Source organism: Lentibacillus halophilus (genome assembly GCF_055395055.1).
Window position 1 is genome coordinate 943,178 of sequence record NZ_AP043750.1, and the last position, 26,363, is coordinate 969,540.

Below are 26,363 nucleotides of genomic sequence, written 5' to 3' on the forward strand. Positions count from 1 at the left end.
TATTAAATTGAATAAAAAAACTTCGATAAATTTTAGACTAATGATGATATTCAACCGTCTAATACGTGTGTAAAAGAAAGGGGGGTGAAGTAAGTATTTTATGAAAAGGTTAGTAAAAAAAGCCCAAAGTGGTAATAAGGATGCATTCATGAAACTTATGAAGGAATACGAGAATGATATCTATCGAACAGCGTATGTCTATACAAAAAATGAAGCTGATGCACTCGATATCGTTCAAGAAACCGTCTTCCAATCCTACAGCAAAGTTAACAATTTAAGGAATCCGCAGTATTTTAAAACATGGTTAATCAAAATTACAATTAACTCCGCGATTGATCTGGTAAGAAAGAAAAAAAACATCACACATTTAAAGCCGGAATATACCGATAATTTGGGCGAAGATGATGGAAACATTACTCTATCCATAACTCTAAGGGGAGTCATTGAAAATTTAAATGAGCAAGAGAAAAGTATTGTCCTTTTAAAATATTATTATGGTTATACTTTTAAAGAAATTGCTGACATATTGAGGGTTCCTACGAGTACAGCAAAGTCTGTATTATACCGTTCTTTACAAAAAATGCGAGAGGACATGAAGGAGGATGATGTTTGTGAAAGGTAAGAACTTAAAAGAAGATATGCAAAATATAAAAGTTCCTAAGGAAAAACTTCATCAGAGAATTGAATCAGGTGTAAGGCAAGCAGAATCAAAAGGAAAGAAAAAGAGAAGAGTTCCTAAGTGGATACTTAGTTCAGTTGCTTCAGTAGTGATTATTGGTTCGGGTGTCACTTTTGGCGGTTCTTACATCGCAGATGCTGCCGAATCATTAATAAATCAAATATTTGGGTCGGAAGAAAATTTAATGCAAGCTTATCCTGATGAGAGTCAAGAAGAAATTGATGATTTCGACCGACACTTAGAACTAGCAAAGGAAAATTTAACGGAAGAAGAATTCAACGATTATAGTGAACTAATAAAAGAACGAACCGAAATATGGAGTAGAATAAAAGAAGAAAATAGAGAACCTAATGAGAACGAGGCAGCGAGACTAAACCAAATTGGAGATTTACAGCAATCTTACACAGATAAATTTGCACTAAAGGAAGTGCAACAGCAAGCAAAATTTAGTTTCACCATCACAAAGCCAACATATATACCTGAGAGTTATAATCAAATTGGCGAAAATTACTCTATCGAAAATGTAGATGAGGAACCAGTTGTTTCATTAAATTATAGCAATGGAGAGTATCTGTTTTGGACACAACAGGTGAATATAAATCAAAAAGATATTATGGAGGAGATGCTTGGGGATGGCCCTTATAAAAAATCCGAAACGTATTCTTCAAATGGGCTTCAGTTTGATGTAGTTTCCCCTAAAGATGAGAGTGCTAGTTTCAGGGGTGGTATGAGGGTTGCTGTACCAGAAAAAGATTACAAAATCGTAATGTTTGCAGAAGCATTGTCAAAAGAAAAAATGGAAAAAGTGTTGCTGTCTATGGTTGAAAAGTAAATGGACTTGAATAATCAGGTAGCGTTCGTGCCAATAAATAAGTGATTCATATCCACTTTTTTATTTTCATCATTCAATTGTAGGCAATTGTAAAAAAATAGAAGTTAATAACGATGATAGCACAGATTCAATTCTGTGCTTTTTATATGCAAATTCGTTTCACCTTTCAAATGATAACATGGCAAGGGGTTGCATCTGTATGCGTACTTCTCCGGTGTATTTTAAATCAAAATACTTTAAAAATGTCACAAAACGTTTTAAAATAGAAAACAGTCACAATATGATTTAATTAATTTCATCTGGTTGCATAGTTGGTTCAGTGATTCTATAAGTATATAATACGGATTATTGTAACCGATTGCAAAACAAGGAAGGGATGATAAACATGGATATGCAACGTATACCCGCGCAGAACGGGCATTTTAATTTACAAAACTATGAAAAGATGCGCGAGACGTTTTCCTGGGAGGAGGTCAAAAAAAACTTCACCTGGCATGAAACAGGCAAAGTGAATATGGCTTATGAAGCAATTGATCGCCATGCTGAAAATCCCGCTAAAAAAGATAAAACGGCCTTGTTATATTCATCACCGGAGCGGGAGGAAGCAGTGACGTTTGAAGAGCTGCGTCAACAAAGCAATCAGTTTGCCAATGTACTTAAGAAGCATCATGTTGAAAAAGGCGATCGTATCTTTCTTTTTCTTCCGCGAAGTCCAGAATTTTATGCGGTGTTTTTCGGCATTATGAAAACCGGTGCGATTGCCGGCCCGTTGTTTGAAGCATTTATGGAACAAGCAGTCCGGGATCGTTTGCAGGATAGTCAGGCAAGCATGCTGGTAACAACCCCTGACTTGTTGGATCGGGTACCACAGGAGGATTTGCCTGATCTTGAAAAAATCGTCCTTGTCGGCGAAAACAATGAGACGTCTGATAAGTATATCGACTATGCCTCGGAAATGAAGGAAGCCTCTTCTGAATTTGCTATGGAATGGGTCGATTTGGAAGATGGTATGCTGATTCATTATACGTCCGGTTCAACCGGAAAACCAAAAGGCGTCTACCATGTTCATCATGCCATGATTCAGCATTACCAAACGGCTGAATGGGTGCTTGACTTGCGGGAAGACGATGTTTACTGGTGTACGGCCGACCCGGGCTGGGTAACCGGAACCAGTTACGGCATTTTTGCGCCATGGCTGCACGGTGTCACTAACGTGGTCCGCGGGGGCAGATTCAGTCCGGATGCTTGGTATGGCACGATTGAACAATACAATGTATCGGTCTGGTATACAGCGCCAACGGCATTGCGAAAATTGGTCAGTGCTGGTGAGGATCCAGTGAAACGGCATGACTTATCATCCTTGCGTCATGTGTTGAGTGTTGGTGAACCACTGAATCCAGAAGTGATCACATGGGGCATGCAAGCATTCAATCTGCGTATTCATGACACATGGTGGATGACCGAAACGGGTGCACAATTGATTGTGAACCTTCCATCGCTGGAAATCCGTCCGGGTTCGATGGGCAAACCAATACCGGGAATCGAGGCGTCCATTGTTGATAATGAGGGCAATGAAGTTCCGCCCTACCAAATGGGAAATCTTGCAATCAAAGCACCGTGGCCGGCTATGATGCGCACCATTTGGCAACGTCCGGAAAAATTTGAAAGTTACTTTATTAATGGATGGTATGTTTCCGGTGATAGTGCTTATCAAGACGAGGATGGCTACTTCTGGTTCCAGGGACGCTTGGATGATGTGATCAATACATCCGGTGAACGCGTTGGTCCATTTGAAGTGGAAAGCAAATTGATTGAACATTCTGCTGTTGCGGAAGCCGGTGTTATTGGCAAGCCGGATCCAGAACGCGGGGAAATTGTCAAAGCATTTATCACTTTAAATGAAGGGTATCAGGAGTCGGAGGAATTGCTTGAAGAAATCCGTCAATTTATCAAAACTGGATTGAGTGCCCATGCGGCTCCACGTGAGTTGGAAGTGAAAGAGGGTATTCCGAAGACGCGCAGCGGAAAGATTATGCGCCGTTTGCTTAGATCACAAGAGCTTGGATTGCCGACTGGCGATACATCCACATTGGAAACGTAATTTGGGGATATAAGAGCTGTCATCATTTGGTGGCGGCTCTTTTTTGTCTCAATGGGGATGGATAAGCTGTTTGATTGTATATCTGTCCTGCTAGGTTTTATAATACGAGATGTGTGATCATCTTGATGATTATTGGTCATAAATTTCATTTAGCCGGAAGGAGTGAAGGTCATGAACAAAAAAATAGCAACTGTCATAACGGACATGTTTGAAGATGTGGAATACACGGAACCGGCAAAGGCATTCACGGATGCGGGTCATGAGATTGTGACCATTGAGAAAGAAAAAGGAAAACACGTAACAGGCAAAAATAAAGAAACATCCGTTACCATAGATGAGGCGATTGACCAAGTGAATCCAGACGATTTTGACGCATTGTTTATTCCCGGCGGATTTTCACCGGATATGCTACGTGCTGATGAACGTTTTGTGCGGTTTGCGGGTCAGTTTATGGATGCGGACAAGCCGGTGTTTGCTATCTGCCACGGACCCCAGCTCTTAATTACAGCGAAAAAGCTGGAAGGTCGGACAGCAACCGGGTTTACATCTATTCAGACCGATATGGCCTATGCTGGTGCCAATGTGAAGGACGAAGATGTGGTCGTTTGCTGCAATCAGCTCGTGACGAGCCGGCAGCCCGACGATATCCCTGCCTTTAATCAGGAGGCATTGCAATTGTTAAACAGCTGATAAAAATACTCCCCCTCGAGCATGCATGTGTTTGAGGGGGATTGTTGCTTATGGCCATTTTTTTATTTGAAAACGATCCTGCAGCAACAGCCAATTTTGCGGGAAAGCCAGTCCGAGCTTCCAGTAAGCAATCCCCTGCAGCCCAAGTTCCATTATCAGTTCTAATTTGGCCTGGATGGAGCGTGCATCCTCAAACCACACTTCATGCTTTGTGTTTTGTTTATCGTAATACGTGTAAAATGGCGCCTGTGCGTCGTTATCGTACTGGATGGCCACATTATGAATGCGTGCACGGTTTACGGCCTTTTGCGGACTGATTGCTTCAGCAGGTTCACCGCCTTCCTCGTAAGGCAATGTCCAGTCATAACCATACAGATTTTGACCCAACATTATTTTATCAGCAGGCATGACACTCAATGCAAAGTTGACAACTTTACGAACTTCATTTATTGGTGATACCGCTAACGGTGGGCCGTAACTGTATCCCCATTCATATGTCATGAGCACGACAAAGTCAGCAATTTCCCCGTGGACGGCATAATCATGTGCTTCATACCAGCCGCCCTCCTGCTGGGCACTGGTTTTCGGAGCGAGTGCGGTCGATAGAAAAAGACCTTTTTCGGACAGGCGTTGTTTAGCTTTACGCAGAAACTGATTGTAAGCTTCCCGGTCTTCCGGCGGCAAAAATTCAAAGTCAAAATGGACCCCACGGTAACCTTGTTCGGCAGCGGTATTGATCATATTATCAAGCAGTGTATTTTGCACGGCTTGGACGGTGACGATGATGTGTCCGAGCTCTCTGCTGAATTCACCCTCTTCCAGGTTCGTCACGACAAGTACCATGGCTGTATTGTTTTCGGCAGCGATCTGATGAAAGTTATCTAGTGGCGGCGGGGTAAGTGTTCCGTCGCGGCTGACGTTGTAACTGGACGGGGCGATATACGTCAAATATGGTGATGTTTTGGTTGTTGCATTTACCAATGTATCGGAAACGCGATCCCCGTAAGGTTCTACATAAGCGAAAGTGGCGATTGCACGTTTGGCCTGTTCCGGAATATACAATCTGTAACCAATGGGCAGCTTTTGATTGACAGGTAGACGGTTTACCACCGCTAATTCCTGTTGAGTCATGCCAAATGTATGGGCAATCGAATTCAGACTATCACCAGCCTGGACAACATACCATTGCCCGATAATTGGTACGACCAACGTTTGCCCGACAACAAGGCTGCCCGGTTCATCCAATTCGTTGGCTTCAATGAGTTCATTGATGGATGTACCATATAAATGGGATATGGCATATAAGGTATCGCCTGGCTGTACGACGTGAATTTGCACGAATATTCCCTCCTTCGTTTATATCCTAGTTCCACATTATGTTTGACTACACCTAGATATACCTCTGTCACATATGTCATTTGCCGGCGGAATAAGTTATACTGATGGTCAGTGAGGTGTTGGGTGTTTATGAATGATGCCACGTTTATGCATGAAGCAATCAAACAGGCCAACAAGGCAAAAGCCATCAATGAAGTCCCGATCGGAGCGGTTATTGTTCGCGAGGGACAGGTGATCGCTGCAGGATATAATATCCGGGAAACGTCCCGGACAACCTTATCGCATGCAGAACTGATCGCCATTCGAAAGGCTAATCAAGTCATCGGAAGCTGGCGATTGGAAGATTGTACATTGTACGTAACGCTTGAACCATGTCCCATGTGTGCCGGTGCGATTGTTCAATCACGAATCAAACGGGTTGTATACGGCGCCCCCGATCCGAAAGCAGGCTGTGCCGGTACGTTAATGAATCTGCTTGATGAGGAGCAATTCAATCATCGGGCAGCGGTTGTCAGCGGTGTTCTGGAGACGGAATGCAGCCTTCTTTTAACGGATTTTTTCCGGAACTTGCGGAGTCAGAAAAAAACAAGTAACGACCGGAAACTGTAAAATACATCCATCCAATGATTTTCATTGCATTTTACCCCGATAGTACGTATAATAACCATTACCGTGCTAAGCGGGGAGGTAGCGGTGCCCTGTACTTGCAAGCCGCTATAGCAAGGCCGAATTCCCATTCGAGGTCAGGCGTCTTTAGGGTCTGCCTCAAGGGATTGGTGTTGACGCCCAGGTCCTGCGCAACAGGAACCCATGAACCCTGTCAGATCCGGAAGGAAGCAGCAGTAATTGGTTATTCTTGTGTGCCGCGGGGAAGCCTGAGCCGAGCCATGAACTTGGGTAACGCTTAGGGATGTCCGATCAACAATGGGTGCACGGTTACATAGGTTCAACAAACTGCATCAGCGCTTGTTTTGCGGCTGGTGCAGTTTTTTCGTTTATTGGTTGGTATCGATTGAAAAGGTTCACATCCCCCCAGTTATCGAGTATAATGGAATCACACTATATAAAGAGGAAGCATGCATTATGAGCTATCAGGCATTATACCGTGTATGGCGTCCAAGACAGTTTCAGGATGTTGTTGGACAAACTCATATTACGAAAACATTACAGAATGCAGTGGCCCAGGAGACATTCTCTCATGCCTATATATTCTCCGGACCGCGGGGAACAGGGAAGACCAGTGCGGCGAAAATTTTTGCAAAAACGATCAATTGTGAGCAAGCCCCTGTTCTAGAGCCATGCAATGAATGCAATGCTTGCCTTGGTATTCAGGATGGTTCCATTTCCGATGTTATTGAAATGGATGCTGCCTCGAATACGAGCGTTGAGGATATACGTGAGATACGTGATAAAGTGAAATACGCCTCAAGCAGCGTTCCTTATAAAGTGTATATTATTGATGAAGTGCATATGATCTCCACCAGTGCGTTCAATGCACTGTTAAAAACGTTAGAAGAACCACCGAATCATGTCGTGTTTATTTTGGCTACAACCGAACCGCATAAAATTCCACTGACGGTCGCGTCACGGTGCCAGCGTTTTGACTTTAAGCCAGTTACAAACCGATCCATCGTTGAACGTATGCAAACAATTATCAACGCAGAAAATATAGCTGTATCGTCTGAAGCATTGGAAGCCATTGCGTTAGCAGCAGAGGGCGGCATGCGGGATGCGCTGAGCATTCTTGATCAGGCTATCTCCTACTGTGATGACCGCGTCGATATGGAGGATGTTCTGGCCGTGACCGGTGGTGTGGCACAGGGAATTTTGACAGATATTGTGCAGGCGTTGGAGCAGCGGAATGTGCAGCAGTCTCTGTCATTATTGGATGAGCTGATTCAAAATGGCAAAGATCCGGCCCGCTTTGTCTACGATCTTATCTATTTTTTGCGTGACTTGCTGCTTTATAAAAGTGCCCCGTCATTGGAAGGCATTTTGGAGCGGGCCATGGTTGATGATGCGTTCCAACAGCTGGCTAGTGATATTTCCAGTAGTTGGATTCAGGAAGCGATTGCTCATCTGAATCAGTGTCAACAGGAGATAAAGTGGACGACTAATCCGAAAGTATTTATTGAAATTGCCCTGCTGACGATTGCCGGTAAGGAGGAGCAGCACGTACCGCAACATGAACAGAATTCGGATAAAGTCATTGAATTGGCGACAAAGATTCAGCATCTGGAACAAGAGCTGAATGCACTGAAAGAAGCACCTCCCGCTGCCAAACAGCCGTCCCCATCCAATGAGCCAAGGCGTCCGAAACCCAAATCATCCAAAAACAGCTACGATGTTCCTTATGAAAAAATCCGACGTGTACTGGATGCGGCAGAACGGCCGCTTTTGCAAGACGTGCAGTCCGAATGGGCATCGTTTCTTTCCAGGCTAAAATCCGTCAGTGCTCCGGCTCACGCTACGATTCAGGACAGCAAACCAGCGGCTGCATCCCAAGAGGCGCTCATAGTTCAATTTAAGTATGACATTCATTGTTCCTTATTCCTCGATAACCAGGAGACGGTTGAATCGGTTTTAAAACATGTCACAGGGAAAGACTGGACGATTATACCGATTCCTGCGCATAAATGGCAGGAATTGCGTAATGAATATATAAGCAAACAGGAAGACCCATCGCCGGCCGAAGAAGATAACCAGAAGGATGATCCGCTGGTGGAGGAAGCTAGAAAGCTCGTTGGCGATGATTTGTTGGAAATTCGTGACTAGTAACTGATTATTTTAAGGAGGCGTTTTCGATGAAAGGTAATATGAATAACATGATGAAACAAATGCAGAAGATGCAGAAAAAAATGGAGAAGGCCCAGGAAGAATTGCATGAAATGACCTTTGAAGCGTCCAGTGGCGGTGGAATGGTCACCGTTACCGCAAACGGCAAAAAGGAAATAACGGACGTGCAGATTTCTGAAGAAGTGGTTGACCCGGACGATTTGGATATGTTGCAGGATTTGATTCTCACGGCAACCAATGATGTTTTAAAACAAATTGAAGATAAAACGAATGACACGATGGGTGAATTTACCAAAGGCATGAATATACCGGGAATGTTTTAATCCGGTCCATCTGTTACTGAGAGAACCCTTGCGCCGTTGTTCGAGGAGGCATCGGAATGTATTATCCAGAACCGATTTCCAAATTGATTGACAGTTTTACAAAATTGCCAGGGATTGGCCCGAAAACTGCCGTCCGGCTGGCATTTTTTGTGTTAAATATGAACGACGATGATGTGATGGACTTTGCCAAATCACTAGTCAATGCCAAACGGGAACTGACGCATTGCGCTAGATGTGGACATATCACTGACCAGGATCCTTGTGCGATTTGTCAGGATACGTCAAGAGATGGTTCCATTATCTGTGTTGTGCAAGATCCGAAAGATGTCATCGCTATGGAAAAAATGAAGGAATACAACGGAAAGTATCATGTTCTGCACGGCGCCATCTCCCCCATGGATGGCATTGGCCCGGAAGATATTAATGTCTCGGACTTGATTAACAGACTTAAAGATGAGGGTGTCGATGAACTGATTCTGGCGACGAATCCGAACATTGAAGGCGAAGCAACAGCGATGTACATCTCCCGTCTTGTTAAACCATCAGGTATTAAAACGAGTCGAATAGCACATGGACTGCCGGTCGGAGGTGACTTGGAATACGCGGATGAAGTGACATTATCCAAGGCTCTTGAAGGCCGGAAAGACCTATGAACATGCATGATCAGGTGATGGTATGAGAAAAACAAGAAAAAACAAGGAAACAGATCAACAATTGCTGGATGCGATCATAGCCTTGGAGCACGAATGGAAACAGATTCAAGCGATCGTTGATAAAAGTATTGAACCGACAGAAGATGTTTTTTTCAGACAGAATCTCGCTAGGGAAAACTACTTATTTTTGCTGCGTGAGGCTAAACGGCGTCATATTGGCATCATTCGTTACACTCGATAGATAAGTCGTTCTTTTTTCGTACATCTTTTCATATATAAGTAGAAAGGGACAAGGAAAAGGGGTGTTCGAAATTGAGTTCGACGCTAGTTATATCGATTATGGTTGCTCTGATTATTGTCTTATTGTTTGCAGGTGCCCCCGTGAAGCCGGTACGCTTCATTGCCAACGGTACCGTGAAAATGGGGATTGGCATTTTGTTTCTTTTCTTCGTTAATGTTTTTGGAGGAGCTATTGGGTTGCATATCCCCATCAACCTCTTTACAGCAGCTGTTTCCGGGTTTTTGGGGTTGTTTGGCGTGGCATCACTCGGCGCTATTCATTTGTTCATTATACCGTGACGGTCATGTTTGAAGCGTATTGCCCAAATATCGGTAAAGAAAAAAGCCCTCCTCGCATATACTGTTGTATATAGGCAAAAGCAACCATCTATATTACAAAAGCTATGAAAAATCTACATTTACAAGATTATCATGTATACGATTCGTTAGATTAGGAGATACTAAACTAACGGAGGTGGGGACATGGAACAAAAAATCATGACCGAACGATGCGGTATTTGTGAAGAAGAGAAAGAACGCGGCATCCATTTATACAAAATGTTTATTTGCCGTGAATGTGAAACAAACATGGTCCAGACAGAACCAAGAGAAGAAAAATATCGTTACTATCTACAGAAATTAAAAAATGTGAATCAACCAACATTATATTCCTAGAAATGATTTGAGGTCTCTTGTCTATTTAATGCAGAGACCTTTTTTAATGAAATAGACTAGGAAACCATGAAAAAGGTGAAGTATATATGACAATGGACCAAATGCAAACCCCATTGTATGATGCATTGCAGCAAATGGCCGAGAGGGACCCAATGTCGTTTCATGTTCCCGGCCATAAAAATGGCAATATATTTCCAGGGCGAGGGCGAGTTTTTTTTGATGCTGTCCTGCCGTTGGATATGACGGAATTGACCGGTCTTGATGATTTGCACGCACCAAAAGACGTCATTGGGCATGCACAAAAGCTGGCAGCCGCTTTTTTTGGCGCTGATGAAACGTTTTTTCTTGTCGGTGGCAGCACAGCAGGAAATCTGGCCATGATTATGGCTGTATGCCAGCCCGGGGATACGATCATTGTACAACGAAACAGTCATAAATCCATTATTAATGGACTGGAATTGAGTGGGGCCAGACCGGTGTTCGCAGCACCTGAATGGGATGAGGCCAAAGATCGTTATACAGCACCGTCTATTCATACCATACAGCAGGCACTGAGACAGCACCCAGATGCTAAAGCAATTGCTTTGACCTACCCTGATTATTTTGGTGGGACATTTGAACTGAAAGAAATGATTGACCTTGCTCATGCATATCATATACCAGTACTTGTTGATGAGGCCCATGGTGTTCATTTTTCACTAGGCAGGGCATTTCCTGCATCCGCATTGGATCTCGGTGCGGATGGCGTGGTTCAGTCGGCGCACAAAATGGCACCGGCGCTGACGATGGGGTCCTATTTGCACATTCGTTCACAGCGGCTGGCGACGAATCGCATCAGCCATTATTTGCAAATGCTTCAGTCGAGTAGCCCGTCGTATCCGATTATGGCAACATTGGATCTGGCCCGTTTTTATTTGGCGTCGTTGACCAATCGCGACGTCACGACTATTACGGACAGTGCCGCACAAATGAAGGCAATACTGGAAGATAGCTGGGCGTGGAGTATCTTGGAATCGGATGATCCGTTAAAAATAACCATACAGACAAAAGCCGGAATCACAGGTAATGTCCTTGCCCGTGCCCTGGAACAAGAAGCTATTTATCCAGAGCTGTCCAATCATAATCACGTTTTAATGGTTCATGGACTGACGCCTTTCACGGGAATGGTTCATTTGAAGAATGCTATCACACGCATAGGCACACAATTAAAATTTACAGAGAATAATGCTATAATAAATATGGACGACTTATTTTCAGAAAAGTTGACCGAACTTCATCTGGATTATCAGGAAATGCATGAGCGTTGCAGTCGGCCGATTTCTTTTCAGCAATCAGCGGGCTATACAGCGGCTGAGCCGGTCATCCCATATCCGCCGGGTATTCCCCTTATTTTGAAGGGGGAGCGGATTCGGGACAGGCATCTTCAGCTGGTGGAACAGCTGCGGCGTCAAGGTGTTTCGTTCCAACATCGGGATGTTGCCGGAACGATCAACGTTTTTCAATAAAGGAGCTAACACATGTGAACGGATATTTTGTAACATTTGAAGGTGGTGAAGGTGCCGGCAAATCATCCATTCTTAACGCAGCAGCTGTCCAGCTGTCCAATCAGGGATATGATGTGCTTACAACCCGTGAACCGGGCGGTATTGACCTATCTGAAAAAATACGTCAGCTGATTCTTAGTAACGACCACACAACCATGGATGCACGGACGGAAGCTCTGCTTTATGCAGCTGCGCGAAGACAGCATTTGGTGGAAAAGATTTTCCCTGCCCTTCAGGAAGGAAAGGTTGTTCTCTGTGACCGGTTCATTGACAGCAGTCTCGCCTATCAAGGCTATGCGCGAGGAATTGGTATGGATGATGTTTATCGAATTAACGAGTTTGCCATTCAACATGCCTTTCCGGATAGAACCTTGTTTTTTGATATTGAGCCGGCCAAAGGACTGGCGCGTATTGCATCGAATGAAAACAGAGAAAAAAATCGATTGGACCTCGAGAATAGATGGTTTCATGAACAGGTTTACGAAGCGTATCATGTGCTCGTATCACAATCACCAGACCGTTTCAGGGTTATTAATGCCGATCAGCCATATGAGGTGGTTCAGGCTGATGTTATGCAGCAGTTGCTGACAGGTTTACAAACCAAAATAGAGGAGGAAGAACAGTGAAATTAGTGATCGCGGTGGTTCAGGATAAAGATACCAACCGACTTGTCGATGTGTTGGGTGAGGGCGATTTTAAAATAACGAAATTGGCAACAACTGGAGGATTTTTGAAGGAAGGAAATACAACATTGATGATTGGCTGTGAAGATCAGTATGTCGATAACGCATTAGACATTCTCCGTGATAATTGTTCCAAGCGTGAACAAATGGTGGCGCCTATTTCACCAATGGGCGGCAATGCGGATTCCTATATCCCTAAACCGGTTAAAGTTGAGGTTGGCGGTGCCACCGTATTTATCTTGCCGGTCGAGGATTTTATGCAATTTTAACCATACGGATCGCTGTTGGTTCATTGATACAGGCCGTTTGAAAATGAGGGAATGAGAGAATGGAAACATGGTCACAAGTATCTGCTGTGCAGCCGCTGGCAAGCAAGATGATGACGAATAGTATTGCAAAAGACCGCATTTCCCACGCCTATTTGCTTCAGGGAGAACGAGGAACCGGAAAAGGTGCTATCGCCCTGTTGCTTGCCAAATCGGTCTTTTGTCAGGAACTAAATGGTATTGAACCATGTCAGGAGTGCCGTGCGTGTACACGAATTGCATCAGGAAATCATCCGGATGTCCATTGGATGAAGCCGGACGGTCAATCAATTCGGAAAGAGCAGATACAACACTTGCAAAAGGAATTTACTTATTCTGGTTTGGAGTCGGACCGGAAGTTTTACGTTATTGAAAGCGCGGAGACTTTGACACAAAACGCTGCCAACCGGATCCTGAAGTTTTTAGAGGAACCGGGCAGACAGACAACGGCCGTATTGCTGACTGAAAATAGCCAAGCAGTCCTTTCTACGATTCGCTCACGATGTCAGATGATCGATTTGAAACCACTTCATCCGGAGGCTTTTCAAAACCAATTGGTCGAGCATGGCATTAACCGGCAAACCGCCGTGTTATTAAGTGCTATCACAAACAATTTGGATGAAGCCATGTCGATGAGTGAGGATGACTGGTTTGCGCAGGCGCGAAGACGAATGGTACAATTAATAGAAATAATCATGAATGAAAAGGACGATTTGTTTCTATTTCTGCACCATGAGTGGTTGCCGCATTTCAAAGAGCGCACTCAGCAGGAACTGGGTTTGGATTTGTTGATACTAGCATTCAAAGATGTGGTGTACGTCCATGCCGGAAGAGATGATTTGATTGTTTTTTCCAATGATGATAAAAAACTGGAAAACTTGGTGATGTTCTTTTCACAGGAAAAATTACTGGATATATTGAATCGATTGCTTGATGCCAAACGCAAACTCAAGCAGAATGTCAATCCGACACTTGTGATGGAGCAGCTCGCCGTTCACATACAGGAGTGATAGACAGTGATTGAAGTAATTGGTGTCCGTTTTGAAAAAGTGGGTAAAATATATTATTTTGACCCGGGCAGCGAGCAAATCGAAACTGATAGCTACGTTGTTGTTGAGACGGCTCACGGAATTGAATTCGGCAAAGTTGTCATCACGAATAGACAGGTTGATGAGGAAGATGTGATTCTACCTCTTAAGAAGGTCATTCGTGTAGCCACGGAAGAGGATAAACGCACTGTCTTGGAGAACCAGGAAATGGCTGATAAAGCTAAAGAAGCATGTTCGCAAAAAATGAAAGAACATGAATTGGATATGAACCTGGTTGAGGCGAAATACACGTTTGACCGCCATAAAATTATTTTTTATTTCACGGCTGATGGTCGGGTTGATTTCCGCAATCTCGTAAAGGATTTGGCTGCTGAATTTAAAACACGTATCGAACTTCGGCAGATTGGTGTTCGTGATGAGGCTAAAAAACTGGGCGGTGTTGGCCCATGCGGTCGATTGCTTTGCTGCTCCACGTTTTTAGGGGATTTTGAACCGGTTTCTATAAAAATGGCAAAAGACCAAAATCTGTCGCTGAATCCGGCGAAAATTTCAGGACTGTGCGGCCGTCTGATGTGTTGCTTGAAATATGAAAACGAAGATTATGAAACGGCCAAACGTGAATTACCGGATATGGGCGAATCGATTACGACACCATACGGAGCAGGTAAGGTGGTCGGGTTGAACATTTTGGAACGGGTCATTCAGATTGAAATACCAGAAAACGAACGCGTGATTGAGTATACACTGGATGAAATGATTGATGAAGGCATTATTGCAGCGCAAGCCACAGAGTAGTGGGGTGAGTAAGCGTGTTCAAGAGGGAAATTTTTGATCAGGTTTCTGATATGGAAACACAAATCGGTCAACTGTATGAACAACTGGGTGATCTGAAAGGCAAATTGAGCGATTTGCTGGAGGAGAAACACCGGTTGGAAATGGAGAATCACTATTTGCGCAGTCGTCTGGAACAAATGGGAGATCCACCGGACGATACCAAACAGCCATCGGAAACCAAAGATATTCCGGGGGAAGGCTATGACAATCTGGCCCGATTGTATGAAGAAGGGTTTCACATATGCAATGTTCACTTTGGCACACCAAGACGCGAAGAAGATTGTCTGTTCTGTCTTGAATTTCTGAATAAAGCCAAATGATGACGATTGATATCATTTGTTTTAAACGCTTGAGAAAGCAAACATTTGCAACCACGCAACAAGCTGTCTCCCCATCGATAAGAGACAGTTTTTGTATCATGACAATGACATGACCTTGAATGGATGTGACGCATGAAGACAATCAATGATGATGAACGACTGGATTACTTGTTGTCGGAGAAAGATATGCATATTATACAAAGTTCCCATGTATTTTCTTTTTCATTGGATGCCGTTCTGCTGGCACATTTTGCGTATGTACCGATTAAAAAAGGCCATATTCTTGATTTATGTACAGGCAACGGTGTCATTCCATTGCTGCTGTCACGGCGTACCAATGCCTCCATCGTGGGTGTTGAAATTCAGTCACGACTGGCGGATATGGCCAAGCGGAGTGTAGCATTAAATCAGCTTGGGGACCGGCTGACCATGATTCACGGGGATCTGAAGGAAATGAAAACGGAATTGGGCCACTCAGCATTTGATGTAGTTACATGCAATCCACCGTATTTTCCGACCCCTGCTGTCACTGAACATAATGAGAATGTTCATATGACGGTTGCAAAGCATGAAGTATACTGTACACTTGATGATGTCGTAAAAGCTTGTAAGCTGCATGTGCGCCCGGGAGGAAAGGTCGCCATGGTTCACCGGCCCGACCGGCTGGTGGATATTATTGTCTCGTTTCGTCAATACCGGATTGAACCGAAACGTGTCCGGTTTATCTATCCAAAGTACGGCCGTGAAGCGAATATGCTGCTGGTGGAAGGAACTAGAGACGGCAATGCGGGGCTGACGATGTTGCCTCCATTATATATTTATCATGCAGATAACACGTATACGAAGGAAGCTGAGGGAATAATATATGGAAAATAATGAACATATTGTTTATATTTTAAAATGTGGTGATGATACATTTTATACAGGTTACACCAATGATTTGGAAAACAGAGTGACCATGCATGAAGACGGCAAGGGCGCTAAGTATACTCGGGGACGCGGACCATTTCAAGTTGTGTTTGTGGAAAAGTTGGCAACGAAAGAGGAAGCACTTCAGAGGGAATATCAAGTGAAGCAGCTTTCCCGTAAGGAAAAAGTGAAACTGATCAGGGAGAAGTTGAAAGAAGTGATGCAGTATGCAACTTCAGAAGAGTTTTGATGGAGAAACAGGTGGCACGATTTATGTTGTTCCCACCCCGATTGGCAATCTGGATGATATGACCATACGGGCGCTGAAAACACTCGAAACAGCAGATGTGATTGCCGCAGAGGACACGAGACATACCAGAAAGCTTCTTCACCACTTTGATATATCCACACCGCTTGTCAGTTACCATGAACATAATAAAACGAACCGCGGGTACGAACTGCTGGCCCGCCTGGAAAAAGGTGATACCATTGCTGTTGTCAGTGATGCGGGGATGCCATCCGTCTCCGACCCTGGTCAGGAATTGGTGCAAACAGCAATAGATTCCGGTCATCCGGTGATCGTTTTGCCTGGTGCCAATGCAGCGTTATGTGCTCTCGTTGGTTCTGGGCTGCCCGCTGAGGAATTTCTATTTTACGGATTTTTGCCGCGGAAGACAAAAGAGAAGAAGGCCGCATTCAATCGGCTGAAGCGTATGCAGGCGACAGTGGTGTTGTATGAATCACCGTATAGGGTGAAGGATACCATGAAAACATTGCTGACTTACTTCGGCAATCGCCGGATGACTGTGGCGCGTGAATTGACAAAAACGTTTGAAATGTATGCCAGAGGGACAGTAGAAGAATTGATTGAATGGGCTGAAACGGTGGAACTCAAGGGAGAATGCTGCCTAGTGGTTGAAGGTAATTCTGGTGACGTGATCGAAACAGATAACGTGTGGTGGAGCGATCTATCCATCGTTGAGCACGTGAACCGTTACATGGAAACAGATACGCTGACAAGCAAGGAAGCCATTAAGCGGACAGCAGTCGATCGGAATCTCGCCAAACGTGTCGTATACCAAGCGTTTCATATTGATGGCTGATGTTATATTACGCTGAACGGCTGTGCTAATGGTCATGTCTGCGCACGAAAAAAAGCGGCTAACGTTGTTTAATCAATGCGTCAGCCGCTTTTCGAACATTCTATGGAAAACAGCAAATGGATTGCTGATTTACCCATCATCATTTAACCGTGAACGAATTTCTGAAATCAACTCTTCTGCCCCTTCCGGACTAAGGACAATTTTTCCATTCGCCAATGATAAATTATCATCTGACGTCTCTCCGGTAATTTGACAAGTTGTGCTTGGCTCATATTTTTTCAGTATCACTTGATCATCATCAATAAATATCTCCAAAGGGTCTTTTTCATTTATATTCAATGTACGGCGCAATTCAATCGGCAGTACAACCCGGCCAAGTTCATCGACCTTCCGTACAATTCCAGTTGACTTCATTGTTTATTCTCCCCTCCATGCTCGAATTGCAAAGCATCGTATCTAACATTTTTCACCACATTTCGACATCTGCTTTGTGGAACATAATACCAACCTTTCAACCCAATGTCAACAAAGATGGTGCGAAATGTAAAAAATAAATGTGAAAATTAGTTTAACTAAACAATCGATGTGTTTTTTGATAAAATAACGCGTATGAAGGTAAATGTATCTATATTTGGAAAAGCATTAAAAAGAAGCTACAATGGGAACCATGTTGTAAGGAGGGAAAGCTATGGCTAATGAAAACAAAACATTTTATATAACGACGCCGATTTATTATCCGAGCGGCAACCTGCATATAGGTCATGCGTATTCAACGGTTGCCGGTGATGCGATGGCACGTTATAAACGGCTGCGCGGATACGATGTTTTTTATCTGACGGGGACGGATGAGCATGGCCAGAAAATTCAGCGTAAAGCGGAAGAAGCAGAAATGGAACCACAGGCATATGTTGATGACATTGTCAGTGGTATCCAGGATTTATGGAAAAAACTAAAGATAACGAACAACGACTTTATCCGGACGACCGAAGACCGGCATAAGAAAATCGTTGAGCAACTTTTTGATAAGCTAGTACAGCAGGGTGATATTTATCTTGATGAATATGAAGGCTGGTATTGCACGTCATGTGAATCGTTTTTTACCGAACGACAACTTGATGACGGCGCTTGTCCGGACTGCGGTGATCCGGTAGAGAAGGTGAAAGAACAGTCGTACTTCTTCAAGATGAGCAAGTATGTGGACAGGCTTTTGGCCTTTTACGAGGAAAATCCGTCGTTTATTCAGCCGGAAGCACGGAAAAATGAAATGCTGAATAACTTCATAAAACCGGGACTTGGAGATTTGGCTGTTTCGCGGACAACCTTTGATTGGGGTATCAAAGTACCGGGTGATCCGAAGCATGTTATTTATGTATGGATCGATGCATTGACAAACTACATTACAGCTCTCGGATACGGTACGGATGATGACGAACGGTACCAGAAGTATTGGCCTGCTGATGTTCATTTAATGAGTAAAGAAATTGTCCGTTTTCACACCATTTATTGGCCGATTATGCTTATGGCACTCGATCTGCCATTGCCGAAAAAGGTGTTTTCACACGGCTGGATTCTCATGAAAGACGGAAAAATGTCGAAATCAAAAGGGAATATTGTCGATCCTTCTAAGTTGATTGATGTATACGGCCTGGATGCAGTGCGTTATTACTTGCTGCGTGAAGTTCCGTTTGGTTCCGATGGCGTTTTCACTCCGGAAGGGTTTGTGGAACGTATTAACTATGATCTTGCCAACGACCTCGGCAACTTGCTGAACCGAACGATTGCCATGATCAGCAAATACTTCGATGGCAACATACCTGACTACATATCGGCCGAGACAACAGTGGAGGCATCGCTGGAGGCATTTCAGACGGAAACGGCTCAAAAAGTGGAGCAAGCCATGGACAACATGCAGTTTTCAGTGGCTCTTTCATCGCTTTGGGAACTAATCAGTCGCACGAATAAATACATTGATGAAACTGAGCCATGGATACTTGCCAGAGATAATGCAAATAATGATCGTCTCGGCAATGTTATGGCCCATCTCGGGGAATCACTTCGCAAAATCGCCATTATGCTGCAGCCATTTTTAACCGAAGCGCCAGTGGAAATCTTCCGCCAGCTCGGTATTCAGGATGAGGCGTTGCAAACGTGGGACAGCATTCGTGATGACGGTGTGCTGGGAGGCAAAACCGTGCAAAAAGGGAATCCGATTTTCCCTCGCCTTGATAATGACAAAGAAGTTCAAGCCATCAAAGCAATGATGCAGAAACCTCAACAACAGGAAGAATCGCCAGACGAAGCCGTTCCGGAACAGAAGGACGACGTTGCCATTGACGATTTTATGAAATTGGATATGCGTGTGGCCGAAATTCTTCAAGCCGAACCAGTCGAAAAGACGGATAAACTGCTGACATTGCAGATTGATGTCGGAACGGATCAGCGTCAGGTTGTATCAGGTATCGCTGATCATTACAGCCCCGATGACTTAATCGGGCGCAAAGTCATCTGCCTGACCAATCTGAAACCGGCCAAATTGCGCGGGCAAATGTCCGAAGGCATGATTTTGTGCGGCGAGGATAACAACGGACGGCTTGTACTGGCATCGGTCGATCAATCACTGCCGAATGGATCTGTTGTGAAATAAGAAGGAGTGATTCTATGTTAGTTGACACACATATGCATTTAAATGTCGAACAGTTTGTTGATGACCGGGAGGAAACCATCCAGCGCGCGTTTGATGCTGGTGTTGCGTATATGATCGTCGTTGGCTTTAACCGCGAGACGATTCCGCTCGCATTGGAACTGGCCGAACAGTATGAAACGATTTATGCCGCTGTCGGCTGGCACCCGGTCGATGCCATTGACATGTGCGATGAAGACCTGGAATGGATCGAGGACCTCACCCAGCATTCGAAAGTTGTCGCCATTGGTGAAATGGGTCTCGACTATCATTGGGATAAATCGCCAAAAGATGTGCAAAAAGATGTTTTTCGCAGACAGATTGCGCTAGCCAAAAAAGTTGGCATGCCGATCACGATTCATAACCGAGAGGCAACGGAGGATATTATCGATGTGCTGAAAGAGGAAAACGCAAAGGATGTTGGCGGCATCATGCATTGTTACAACGATGACGCCAAATACGTACCGACGTTTCTCGATATGAATTTTCACATATCTCTGGGTGGCCCGGTTACGTTCAAAAATGCGACCATGCCAAAAGATGTCGCCGTCCAAGTTCCAATTGACCGGCTGCTTGTGGAAACCGACGCACCGTTTCTCGCACCACATCCGAACCGGGGGAGGCGAAATGAGCCGGCTTACGTTAAACTGGTTGCTGAGAAAATTGCCGAACTCCGGGGTATGTCGTTTGATGAATTGAGCAGTGTGACAACTGAAAATGCGTTTAAGTTATTGAAAATAGGTGACTCCTGATATTTTGCATAACAGGAAAATGGATGAGGCTGACAGCATTGGTCAGTCTCTTTTTTATGATGCAGCGGGAAAACAAGGTTGCTCATGAATCAGATTGGAAACGACGGTGTCATTGAATGGTCATTATTTGTAATTTAAACGTAAATAGAACGTAATTGAAATTTCGTTGTAAATGCATAGGATGGTTACTATAATCAGAGTCGTATGGAAAGGAGGCATTTAAATATGCGATTCATTTCAAAGCTTGTGCCAAAGCGTATGTGGAAACAGATTGTCTCTGGTGCAGGCATTGCCATCCTGCTTGCTTTTTCCGGATTCGTTGTGTTTGAAATGTCAAAAACTGAAGTGACATTGGCTGAAAACGGTGAAAAGCAAACGATTAATACCCATGCAAAAGACGTAGAAGAATTACTTGCCGAAGCAGGAATTTCGTATGACGAACATGATGATCTATCCCATGAATTAGATACAGCAATTAAAAATGATATGACTGTTACATACGATGCAGCGAATCAAGTTACCGTGCTCATTGATGGTGAAAAAGAAACGTACTTTACCACAAGTGATACAGTTGGGGAATTCTTTAAGGATGAAAATATTCAAGTTAATGACCGTGATGACACATCCCGTAAAAAAGACGCATCGATTGATAATGACACGACCATTAAAATCGATAAGGCGTTTCAGGTTATGGTTAATGATGGCGGGAGTAAAGAAAAAGTCTGGACGAATGGTGGAAATGTTCAACAGTTATTGAATAATCAAGACATAGAACTTAATAAATTGGATAAAGTGACTCCTGCTAAAAGTGAAAAAGTCCAAAAAGACACACCCGTAACCATCACCCGTATGAAAAAAGTCACCAAAAACGTAACAGAATCGGTGGATTACCAAGTGAAAAAACGCAATGACAGCAGCCTGGAAAAAGGCAAAAAAAATGTTATTGCTGACGGTCAGGAAGGTTTGGTCACTAAAACGTATGAAGTGACCAAAAAGAATGGGGAGACAGTCGATCGGGATTTGATTGACAAAAACGTGCAGCGCGAGAGTAAAGATCGGATTGTCGCTATTGGAACCAAGGCGAAAGGACAGAATCTGACGACATTGTCTGCCAAAAGTAGTTCCGATAACAACAGTAAAAATAAAAACGCCGATGGTGAAGTCATGTATATGAATGCAACTGCTTATTCAGCAAATTGTTCCGGTTGTTCGGGTGTTACTGCTACAGGGATTAATCTGAACGCTAACCGGAACAAGAAGGTTGTAGCTGTTGATACAAGTGTCATTCCACTGGGTACGAAAGTATGGGTGGAAGGCTATGGAACGGCTGTTGCAGGTGATACGGGCGGCAATATCGTTGGGAATCGGATTGACCTGCATGTTCCGACTCAGTCGGCAGCAAGTGCTTTTGGTCGGAAAACTGTCAAAGTTAAGATACTTGATTAATATATAGGAAAACAGCTCCTGTCATGATATAGTGACAGGAGCATACTATTTGGGAAGAGGATTATACGTGAAAATTCAGGAAGTTATTGTCGTTGAAGGACGTGACGATACAGCAAAACTAAAGCAAGCTGTTAACGCTGATACGATTGAAACAAACGGATCAGCTGTCAAAACGTCGGTTATAAATCAAATAAGGCATGCACAAACTAAGCGTGGTGTTATTATTTTTACCGATCCGGATTATCCGGGAAGCCGGATCCGCCATATTGTTGCCAATGCCGTTGACGGATGCAAACACGCATTTTTACAACAGGATGATGCCCGTGCAAAAAATGAGAATGGAAAAAGTATCGGAATTGAACATGCATCCCCGGCTGCACTCCGTCAAGCGTTGCAAAATGTGTATACATTGACTGAAGATGAACCGGTGTCCATTACAAGAGACGATTTGATCGCAGAAGGGCTGATTGGAACGCCGGAAGCTGCCCGCCGACGGGAACGTCTCGGTGCACTGCTGCATATCGGTCATACAAATGGCAAACAGCTGCTGAAGCGACTGTCCATGTTCCGCATATCCAAACATCAATTCAACCAAGCGATGAATCGGGTACGGCAGGAGGAAGATAATGAACGAAAAACCAATAGCAACACCTAAACGAACAGCTGACATACTTCAAAAACACGGCTTTTCGGTAAAAAAAAGTTTAGGACAAAACTTTATCGTTGATGTGACGATCCTTCAGCATATTATACAAAAGGCAGACATCCATCAATTGTCCGGTGTGATTGAAGTTGGGCCGGGCATTGGTGCTTTGACGGAACAACTTGCCAAAGTAGCGAAAACAGTTGTCGCATATGAGATTGACAACCGGTTGTTTCCCATTCTAAATGATACACTGCGAGACTATAATCATATAAAGGTGATTCATCAGGATATACTCGAAGCCGACGTTTCCGCGATGATGGAGACCTATTTTGATGAGAATCAGCCGGTGCATGTTGTTGCTAATCTGCCTTATTACATAACAACACCGATTTTAATAAAACTGCTGCGCGAAGACTTACCTGTTTCCAGTTTTACGGTCATGATTCAGAAAGAGGTTGCTCAGCGAATGGCAGCCGGGCCTAACAGCAAAGCTTATGGGTCGCTTACTATTGCGATTCAGTATTATACCGATGCAAAAGTCGTTATGAATGTCCCCAAAGGTGTGTTCATGCCATCGCCGAATGTGGACTCCAGCGTGCTGAAATTGACGAAAAAAACGGAACCACCAGTTAAGGTGGATGACGAAGATTATTTTTTTTCCGTTGTCCAAGCTTGTTTTGCGCAACGCCGAAAAACGTTGCGCAACAATTTACGGCACTATTTCGGTACATCGGTGAACAAAGAAATGATTTCAGACGTGTTACTGGATACCGGCATTGACCCCCAGCGGCGTGGGGAATCGTTGGCAATGGAGGAGTTTGCGGCTCTGGCCAACGTCTTATACCGTACATTCTAATATGCGTCACAAAAAAGCGATTGCTCATCCACATGCAATCGCTTTTTATATGTTAGGCACAAGTTAGGCCCATCGGTCATAGTCTGCAGATAAGGAACTTGATCCGTTGAGAGGCTGTGAGGTGGCTTTATGAGTTTTTCAGCAGGAGACATGGTAACACGACAATCGTATAATCATGATTTGCTGTTCCGCATTGCATCTGTATCCGGGGATAATGCCCTGTTGTATGGTGAAAATGTCCGTCTTATCGCAGATGCCTCTTTGGGTGATTTGGTTCAAGTCGGGAAGAGGGATTTGGAACGGCGAAAAAAGCAGGGAAAGGATCAGGAGGAGTTTTCTTATCGTTTGTTCCGGCAGGATTATCAACTGATGAAGGACAAACGGGAGTACCAGACAACAAATGGGTATCAATATACAGGACGTTTCTTTCAGCTTCCGGCTAAAGTGCTGCATATCGATGGAGACCGCATGTATCTTCGTAAATGTATAGAATTGTACAATCGGATTGGTCTGCAGGTTCATGGTGTTCATCTTCATGAGAAAGATATGCCGCATGAAATTCCCGAACTCGTGGATAAAATCCAACCGAATATCATTGTAATCACCGGTCATGACGCTTATTCCAGTCAAAAAGGCATGAAAAAAGAATTGCGCGCCTACCGGAACTCCAAATATTTTGCTGAAGCGGTCCGGGCAATCCGAGACAATTATCCCAATTTGGATGATGTGGTCATATTTGCAGGTGCATGCCAATCTCATTTTGAATCACTAATTAAAGCCGGTGCTAATTTTGCGAGTGCACCTTTGCGTATTAACATTCACGCTCTGGATCCGGTTTATGTTGCCGCTAAAATTGCATATACCCCGTTTATGGAAAAGGTTGGCGTATGGGAAACACTCCGGAACACGATGACTGGAGAAAAGGGTATGGGTGGAATTGAAACGAAAGGACTGCTGCGTACCGGAATCCCTTATATATATAATGAGGAGGAAGACGACTGACGGACAGGAACGATCATTGTGTTGTTCCTGTCTAAGGATCACTTCGGACTAACCGTGTCATACATATTTTGTTACTTTTTTGCCATACTAAATAAAGAAAATGGTTTTAGTTATTGACACATAAAAAGCTATGCTGATATAATAATAAGTTTTATTTGACTTTTAATTCGGTATATGCTAATATAATTAGGAGTGAGGTGGAGTATAGTGGCAAAAACATTAATCGAAATCAAACAAGGTCTGGAGTGCCAGGTCGGCAAACGTTTGCAGCTGAAAGCTAACGGCGGGAGGAGAAAAACGATTGAACGCTATGGTGTACTAGCGGAAACGTACCCAGCTGTTTTTATTGTTGAACTGGATCAGGACGAAAATGCATTCGAACGTGTTTCTTATAGCTATGCCGACGTGTTGACGGAAACAGTGGAACTGAACTTTCAGGATGAGAGAGTTATGCTGGCCGAGCAGTAAACAAGGTTTGCTGCTTATTTTTGTCCTTCTGTCGGAAATCATACCGGAACGTACTGTACATATACATTTTAATGATTTCCTTATTTGCCTATAATTAACGGGTGTTTCTTCTTTGTCGTCACCATAAACTATAACTGTCGTAAAGACTCTTTGTTGAAAGGGGATGTTCTTTGTTGGGCAGACGAGGCGGAGCAATGTCCGACCAATTGAAAGAAGAAATTGCTAAAGAGTTAGGGTTTTACGACACCGTGCAGCAGGAAGGCTGGGGAGGCATTCGCGCAAAAGATGCCGGAAATATGGTGAAACGGGCAATTGAAATAGCCGAGCAGCAATCGAACATGTAACAATAAAGGCAAACCCTTCGGTTAAGGGTTTGCCTTTTAAATGTTCTGAAAAGTTGTGGGCGTCCATAGATGCAACGCTAGTCGCAGCCGCCTTTTGAATATGATATAATGCCATTTAGTTTTAAGGCGTTGGTAAAAGGTAGAATTTGACTCAGGAAATGAACGTTGTCATAAAGAGGAGGACGCTGATGGTGTTATTGGAAAAGGCTCCGGCTAAAATCACCTTATCCCTTGATGTCCTCGGAAAACGGACGGATGGGTTTCATGAAGTGAAAATGATTATGACCAGTGTTGACTTAACCGATATCTTAGAGCTCCATGAACGTCACCGTGATGTCATTGACGTATCGGCAGACAGCCAATATGTCCCTGATGACGAGCGAAATCTTGCTTATAAGGCGGCAGCAGCTTTTAAACAACAGTATCATCTGACAAAAGGGGTCCGGATAAATATAAAAAAGAACATACCGGTGGCAGCAGGACTTGGTGGTGGGAGCAGTGATGCGGCAGCGGTTTTGCGTGGCCTCAATCAAATGTGGTCAGTCGGTGCCTCTCGGGCCGAATTGACCCAATTAGGTGCACGTCTTGGTTCGGATGTGCCTTTTTGCATGACTGGAACGACTGCCCTTGGAACCGGACGTGGCGAGGTTATTCATCCGCTGCCATCACCACCTGCTTGTTATGTCGTTCTTGCCAAGCCGGATATGGGGATATCCACGAGACATGTTTTTCCTAGGTTGAACCTGAACAACCTAAAACATCAACCGACCGCAGATGTCATTCGTTCACTGGAAGAGGCGAATTTCCGAAATCTTTGCGACAGTGTCGGGAACACGTTGGAGCCCGTTACGTTTTCCATGCACCCGGAAGTGGCCCGGGTTAAAGAGAAGATGCTTGCCAATGGTGCAGCCGGTGCAGTTATGAGTGGAAGCGGCCCGGTGATTGCTGGATTGGTCCGACCCTTCAGCAGAGCCAGACGAGTGTATAATGGCCTGCGCGGTTTTTGTGATGCTGTTTATATCGTGCGGCTGTTGGATCAGCGCTAAAAACTTGAAA

At 44.1% G+C, this 26,363-nt stretch carries 31 protein-coding genes and 1 other RNA gene; 30 read left to right on the forward strand and 2 right to left on the reverse strand.

What is annotated here, in order from left to right; all coding sequences use genetic code 11:
• Positions 1 to 148 precede the first annotated feature (148 nt).
• The 4 genes from ACZ5Q7_RS04325 to ACZ5Q7_RS04340 all read left to right on the forward strand — a co-directional run bounded on the left by ACZ5Q7_RS04325 (position 149) and on the right by ACZ5Q7_RS04340 (position 4,302).
• On the forward strand, positions 149 to 622 hold the full coding sequence (locus ACZ5Q7_RS04325) for a sigma-70 family RNA polymerase sigma factor (protein ID WP_343752174.1): 474 nt from the start codon (positions 149 to 151) through the stop codon (positions 620 to 622).
• Positions 612 to 1,511, forward strand: a complete 900-nt coding sequence (locus ACZ5Q7_RS04330) for a hypothetical protein (protein ID WP_343752175.1) — start codon at positions 612 to 614, stop codon at positions 1,509 to 1,511. The genes ACZ5Q7_RS04325 and ACZ5Q7_RS04330 overlap by 11 nt, the downstream gene beginning before the upstream one ends.
• A gap of 385 nt (positions 1,512 to 1,896) precedes the next feature.
• Positions 1,897 to 3,612 carry an acetate--CoA ligase gene (gene acsA / locus ACZ5Q7_RS04335; RefSeq protein ID WP_343752176.1) on the forward strand — a complete coding sequence of 572 codons (1,716 nt, stop codon included), beginning with the start codon at positions 1,897 to 1,899 and terminating at the stop codon, positions 3,610 to 3,612.
• A 171-nt stretch (positions 3,613 to 3,783) separates the two neighbouring features.
• Positions 3,784 to 4,302, forward strand: coding sequence for a type 1 glutamine amidotransferase domain-containing protein (locus ACZ5Q7_RS04340; protein WP_343752177.1), 519 nt, complete (start codon positions 3,784 to 3,786; stop codon positions 4,300 to 4,302).
• A 48-nt stretch (positions 4,303 to 4,350) separates the two neighbouring features.
• Here the strand turns inward: ACZ5Q7_RS04340 and ACZ5Q7_RS04345 are convergent, their stop codons facing one another.
• Entirely contained in the window at positions 4,351 to 5,640 is a 1,290-nt protein-coding gene (locus ACZ5Q7_RS04345; protein ID WP_343752178.1) for a glycoside hydrolase family 18 protein, read from the reverse strand.
• A 129-nt stretch (positions 5,641 to 5,769) separates the two neighbouring features.
• On the opposite strand from ACZ5Q7_RS04345, the gene tadA reads away from it, so the two are divergent.
• The 17 genes from tadA to rsmI all read left to right on the forward strand — a co-directional run bounded on the left by tadA (position 5,770) and on the right by rsmI (position 17,113).
• The gene (gene tadA, locus ACZ5Q7_RS04350) at positions 5,770 to 6,249 is read left to right on the forward strand and encodes a tRNA adenosine(34) deaminase TadA (RefSeq protein ID WP_343752179.1); all 480 of its coding nucleotides are present in this window, start codon (positions 5,770 to 5,772) and stop codon (positions 6,247 to 6,249) included.
• 61 nt (positions 6,250 to 6,310) lie between these two features.
• Positions 6,311 to 6,576, forward strand: an RNA gene (ffs, locus tag ACZ5Q7_RS04355) — signal recognition particle sRNA large type.
• Between the two features lie 147 nt (positions 6,577 to 6,723).
• Complete coding sequence (gene dnaX, locus ACZ5Q7_RS04360) at positions 6,724 to 8,415, forward strand: DNA polymerase III subunit gamma/tau (protein WP_343752180.1); 1,692 nt, start codon at positions 6,724 to 6,726, stop codon at positions 8,413 to 8,415.
• 29 nt (positions 8,416 to 8,444) lie between these two features.
• Positions 8,445 to 8,759 carry a YbaB/EbfC family nucleoid-associated protein gene (locus tag ACZ5Q7_RS04365; RefSeq protein WP_343752181.1) on the forward strand — a complete coding sequence of 105 codons (315 nt, stop codon included), beginning with the start codon at positions 8,445 to 8,447 and terminating at the stop codon, positions 8,757 to 8,759.
• A gap of 56 nt (positions 8,760 to 8,815) precedes the next feature.
• On the forward strand, positions 8,816 to 9,412 hold the full coding sequence (gene recR, locus ACZ5Q7_RS04370) for a recombination mediator RecR (RefSeq protein ID WP_343752182.1): 597 nt from the start codon (positions 8,816 to 8,818) through the stop codon (positions 9,410 to 9,412).
• A gap of 22 nt (positions 9,413 to 9,434) precedes the next feature.
• Positions 9,435 to 9,653, forward strand: coding sequence for a YaaL family protein (locus ACZ5Q7_RS04375; protein WP_343752183.1), 219 nt, complete (start codon positions 9,435 to 9,437; stop codon positions 9,651 to 9,653).
• A gap of 71 nt (positions 9,654 to 9,724) precedes the next feature.
• The gene (locus tag ACZ5Q7_RS04380; RefSeq protein ID WP_343752184.1) at positions 9,725 to 9,991 is read left to right on the forward strand and encodes a pro-sigmaK processing inhibitor BofA family protein; all 267 of its coding nucleotides are present in this window, start codon (positions 9,725 to 9,727) and stop codon (positions 9,989 to 9,991) included.
• 183 nt (positions 9,992 to 10,174) lie between these two features.
• Positions 10,175 to 10,366 (forward strand): sigma factor G inhibitor Gin, encoded by a 192-nt coding sequence (locus ACZ5Q7_RS04385; RefSeq protein ID WP_343752185.1) that lies wholly within the window; start codon positions 10,175 to 10,177, stop codon positions 10,364 to 10,366.
• An 86-nt stretch (positions 10,367 to 10,452) separates the two neighbouring features.
• Entirely contained in the window at positions 10,453 to 11,871 is a 1,419-nt protein-coding gene (locus ACZ5Q7_RS04390) for an aminotransferase class I/II-fold pyridoxal phosphate-dependent enzyme (protein ID WP_343752187.1), read from the forward strand.
• A gap of 14 nt (positions 11,872 to 11,885) precedes the next feature.
• A complete protein-coding gene (gene tmk, locus ACZ5Q7_RS04395; RefSeq protein WP_343752188.1) occupies positions 11,886 to 12,536 on the forward strand; it encodes a dTMP kinase in 651 nt (216 codons plus the stop codon).
• The gene (locus ACZ5Q7_RS04400; RefSeq protein ID WP_343752189.1) at positions 12,533 to 12,862 is read left to right on the forward strand and encodes a cyclic-di-AMP receptor; all 330 of its coding nucleotides are present in this window, start codon (positions 12,533 to 12,535) and stop codon (positions 12,860 to 12,862) included. The genes tmk and ACZ5Q7_RS04400 overlap by 4 nt, the downstream gene beginning before the upstream one ends.
• Positions 12,863 to 12,921: 59 nt before the next feature.
• Positions 12,922 to 13,908 (forward strand): DNA polymerase III subunit delta', encoded by a 987-nt coding sequence (gene holB, locus ACZ5Q7_RS04405; RefSeq protein ID WP_343752191.1) that lies wholly within the window; start codon positions 12,922 to 12,924, stop codon positions 13,906 to 13,908.
• Between the two features lie 6 nt (positions 13,909 to 13,914).
• On the forward strand, positions 13,915 to 14,742 hold the full coding sequence (locus ACZ5Q7_RS04410; RefSeq protein WP_343752193.1) for a PSP1 domain-containing protein: 828 nt from the start codon (positions 13,915 to 13,917) through the stop codon (positions 14,740 to 14,742).
• 14 nt (positions 14,743 to 14,756) lie between these two features.
• Positions 14,757 to 15,101, forward strand: coding sequence for a DNA replication initiation control protein YabA (gene yabA / locus ACZ5Q7_RS04415; RefSeq protein WP_343752194.1), 345 nt, complete (start codon positions 14,757 to 14,759; stop codon positions 15,099 to 15,101).
• A gap of 132 nt (positions 15,102 to 15,233) precedes the next feature.
• Entirely contained in the window at positions 15,234 to 15,977 is a 744-nt protein-coding gene (locus tag ACZ5Q7_RS04420; protein ID WP_343752196.1) for a tRNA1(Val) (adenine(37)-N6)-methyltransferase, read from the forward strand.
• Positions 15,967 to 16,260 (forward strand): GIY-YIG nuclease family protein, encoded by a 294-nt coding sequence (locus ACZ5Q7_RS04425; protein ID WP_343752198.1) that lies wholly within the window; start codon positions 15,967 to 15,969, stop codon positions 16,258 to 16,260. Before ACZ5Q7_RS04420 ends, ACZ5Q7_RS04425 begins: the two co-directional genes overlap by 11 nt.
• On the forward strand, positions 16,238 to 17,113 hold the full coding sequence (gene rsmI / locus ACZ5Q7_RS04430; RefSeq protein WP_343752200.1) for a 16S rRNA (cytidine(1402)-2'-O)-methyltransferase: 876 nt from the start codon (positions 16,238 to 16,240) through the stop codon (positions 17,111 to 17,113). The genes ACZ5Q7_RS04425 and rsmI overlap by 23 nt, the downstream gene beginning before the upstream one ends.
• 129 nt (positions 17,114 to 17,242) lie before the next feature.
• Here rsmI and ACZ5Q7_RS04435 read toward each other — a convergent pair whose 3' ends face one another.
• The gene (locus ACZ5Q7_RS04435; protein ID WP_343752202.1) at positions 17,243 to 17,527 is read right to left on the reverse strand and encodes an AbrB/MazE/SpoVT family DNA-binding domain-containing protein; all 285 of its coding nucleotides are present in this window, start codon (positions 17,525 to 17,527) and stop codon (positions 17,243 to 17,245) included.
• Positions 17,528 to 17,801: 274 nt separating this feature from the next.
• On the opposite strand from ACZ5Q7_RS04435, the gene metG reads away from it, so the two are divergent.
• From metG to ispE, 9 genes are all read left to right on the forward strand, one after another.
• The gene (gene metG / locus ACZ5Q7_RS04440) at positions 17,802 to 19,757 is read left to right on the forward strand and encodes a methionine--tRNA ligase (protein ID WP_343752203.1); all 1,956 of its coding nucleotides are present in this window, start codon (positions 17,802 to 17,804) and stop codon (positions 19,755 to 19,757) included.
• A gap of 14 nt (positions 19,758 to 19,771) precedes the next feature.
• On the forward strand, positions 19,772 to 20,545 hold the full coding sequence (locus ACZ5Q7_RS04445; RefSeq protein ID WP_343752205.1) for a TatD family hydrolase: 774 nt from the start codon (positions 19,772 to 19,774) through the stop codon (positions 20,543 to 20,545).
• 225 nt (positions 20,546 to 20,770) lie between these two features.
• Positions 20,771 to 21,991, forward strand: coding sequence for a ubiquitin-like domain-containing protein (locus ACZ5Q7_RS04450; RefSeq protein WP_343752207.1), 1,221 nt, complete (start codon positions 20,771 to 20,773; stop codon positions 21,989 to 21,991).
• Positions 21,992 to 22,058: 67 nt separating this feature from the next.
• Positions 22,059 to 22,646 carry a ribonuclease M5 gene (gene rnmV, locus ACZ5Q7_RS04455; protein ID WP_343752209.1) on the forward strand — a complete coding sequence of 196 codons (588 nt, stop codon included), beginning with the start codon at positions 22,059 to 22,061 and terminating at the stop codon, positions 22,644 to 22,646.
• A complete protein-coding gene (gene rsmA / locus ACZ5Q7_RS04460) occupies positions 22,618 to 23,493 on the forward strand; it encodes a 16S rRNA (adenine(1518)-N(6)/adenine(1519)-N(6))-dimethyltransferase RsmA (protein ID WP_343752211.1) in 876 nt (291 codons plus the stop codon). Before rnmV ends, rsmA begins: the two co-directional genes overlap by 29 nt.
• Before the next feature lie 129 nt (positions 23,494 to 23,622).
• Complete coding sequence (yabG, locus tag ACZ5Q7_RS04465; RefSeq protein ID WP_343752213.1) at positions 23,623 to 24,495, forward strand: sporulation peptidase YabG; 873 nt, start codon at positions 23,623 to 23,625, stop codon at positions 24,493 to 24,495.
• A gap of 207 nt (positions 24,496 to 24,702) precedes the next feature.
• Positions 24,703 to 24,963, forward strand: a complete 261-nt coding sequence (veg, locus tag ACZ5Q7_RS04470) for a biofilm formation stimulator Veg (RefSeq protein ID WP_343752215.1) — start codon at positions 24,703 to 24,705, stop codon at positions 24,961 to 24,963.
• Between the two features lie 173 nt (positions 24,964 to 25,136).
• Complete coding sequence (locus ACZ5Q7_RS04475) at positions 25,137 to 25,307, forward strand: small, acid-soluble spore protein, alpha/beta type (RefSeq protein ID WP_343752254.1); 171 nt, start codon at positions 25,137 to 25,139, stop codon at positions 25,305 to 25,307.
• 188 nt (positions 25,308 to 25,495) lie between these two features.
• Complete coding sequence (gene ispE / locus ACZ5Q7_RS04480; protein WP_343752217.1) at positions 25,496 to 26,353, forward strand: 4-(cytidine 5'-diphospho)-2-C-methyl-D-erythritol kinase; 858 nt, start codon at positions 25,496 to 25,498, stop codon at positions 26,351 to 26,353.
• Positions 26,354 to 26,363 lie beyond the last annotated feature (10 nt).

Bases quoted from the DNA above. Each gene is read 5' to 3' on its own strand.
- ACZ5Q7_RS04325 (WP_343752174.1), top strand. From the start codon at position 149: ATGAAACTTATGAAGGAATACGAGAATGATATCTATCGAACAGCGTAT.
- acsA (WP_343752176.1), top strand. From the start codon at position 1,897: ATGGATATGCAACGTATACCCGCGCAGAACGGGCATTTTAATTTACAA.
- ACZ5Q7_RS04340 (WP_343752177.1), top strand. From the start codon at position 3,784: ATGAACAAAAAAATAGCAACTGTCATAACGGACATGTTTGAAGATGTG.
- tadA (WP_343752179.1), top strand. From the start codon at position 5,770: ATGAATGATGCCACGTTTATGCATGAAGCAATCAAACAGGCCAACAAG.
- dnaX (WP_343752180.1), top strand. From the start codon at position 6,724: ATGAGCTATCAGGCATTATACCGTGTATGGCGTCCAAGACAGTTTCAG.
- ACZ5Q7_RS04365 (WP_343752181.1), top strand. From the start codon at position 8,445: ATGAAAGGTAATATGAATAACATGATGAAACAAATGCAGAAGATGCAG.
- recR (WP_343752182.1), top strand. From the start codon at position 8,816: ATGTATTATCCAGAACCGATTTCCAAATTGATTGACAGTTTTACAAAA.
- ACZ5Q7_RS04375 (WP_343752183.1), top strand. From the start codon at position 9,435: ATGAGAAAAACAAGAAAAAACAAGGAAACAGATCAACAATTGCTGGAT.
- ACZ5Q7_RS04385 (WP_343752185.1), top strand. From the start codon at position 10,175: ATGGAACAAAAAATCATGACCGAACGATGCGGTATTTGTGAAGAAGAG.
- ACZ5Q7_RS04390 (WP_343752187.1), top strand. From the start codon at position 10,453: ATGACAATGGACCAAATGCAAACCCCATTGTATGATGCATTGCAGCAA.
- holB (WP_343752191.1), top strand. From the start codon at position 12,922: ATGGAAACATGGTCACAAGTATCTGCTGTGCAGCCGCTGGCAAGCAAG.
- ACZ5Q7_RS04420 (WP_343752196.1), top strand. From the start codon at position 15,234: ATGAAGACAATCAATGATGATGAACGACTGGATTACTTGTTGTCGGAG.
- ACZ5Q7_RS04425 (WP_343752198.1), top strand. From the start codon at position 15,967: ATGGAAAATAATGAACATATTGTTTATATTTTAAAATGTGGTGATGAT.
- rsmI (WP_343752200.1), top strand. From the start codon at position 16,238: ATGCAACTTCAGAAGAGTTTTGATGGAGAAACAGGTGGCACGATTTAT.
- ACZ5Q7_RS04435 (WP_343752202.1), bottom strand. From the start codon at position 17,527: ATGAAGTCAACTGGAATTGTACGGAAGGTCGATGAACTTGGCCGGGTT.
- metG (WP_343752203.1), top strand. From the start codon at position 17,802: ATGGCTAATGAAAACAAAACATTTTATATAACGACGCCGATTTATTAT.
- ACZ5Q7_RS04445 (WP_343752205.1), top strand. From the start codon at position 19,772: ATGTTAGTTGACACACATATGCATTTAAATGTCGAACAGTTTGTTGAT.
- ACZ5Q7_RS04450 (WP_343752207.1), top strand. From the start codon at position 20,771: ATGCGATTCATTTCAAAGCTTGTGCCAAAGCGTATGTGGAAACAGATT.
- rsmA (WP_343752211.1), top strand. From the start codon at position 22,618: ATGAACGAAAAACCAATAGCAACACCTAAACGAACAGCTGACATACTT.
- yabG (WP_343752213.1), top strand. From the start codon at position 23,623: ATGAGTTTTTCAGCAGGAGACATGGTAACACGACAATCGTATAATCAT.
- ispE (WP_343752217.1), top strand. From the start codon at position 25,496: ATGGTGTTATTGGAAAAGGCTCCGGCTAAAATCACCTTATCCCTTGAT.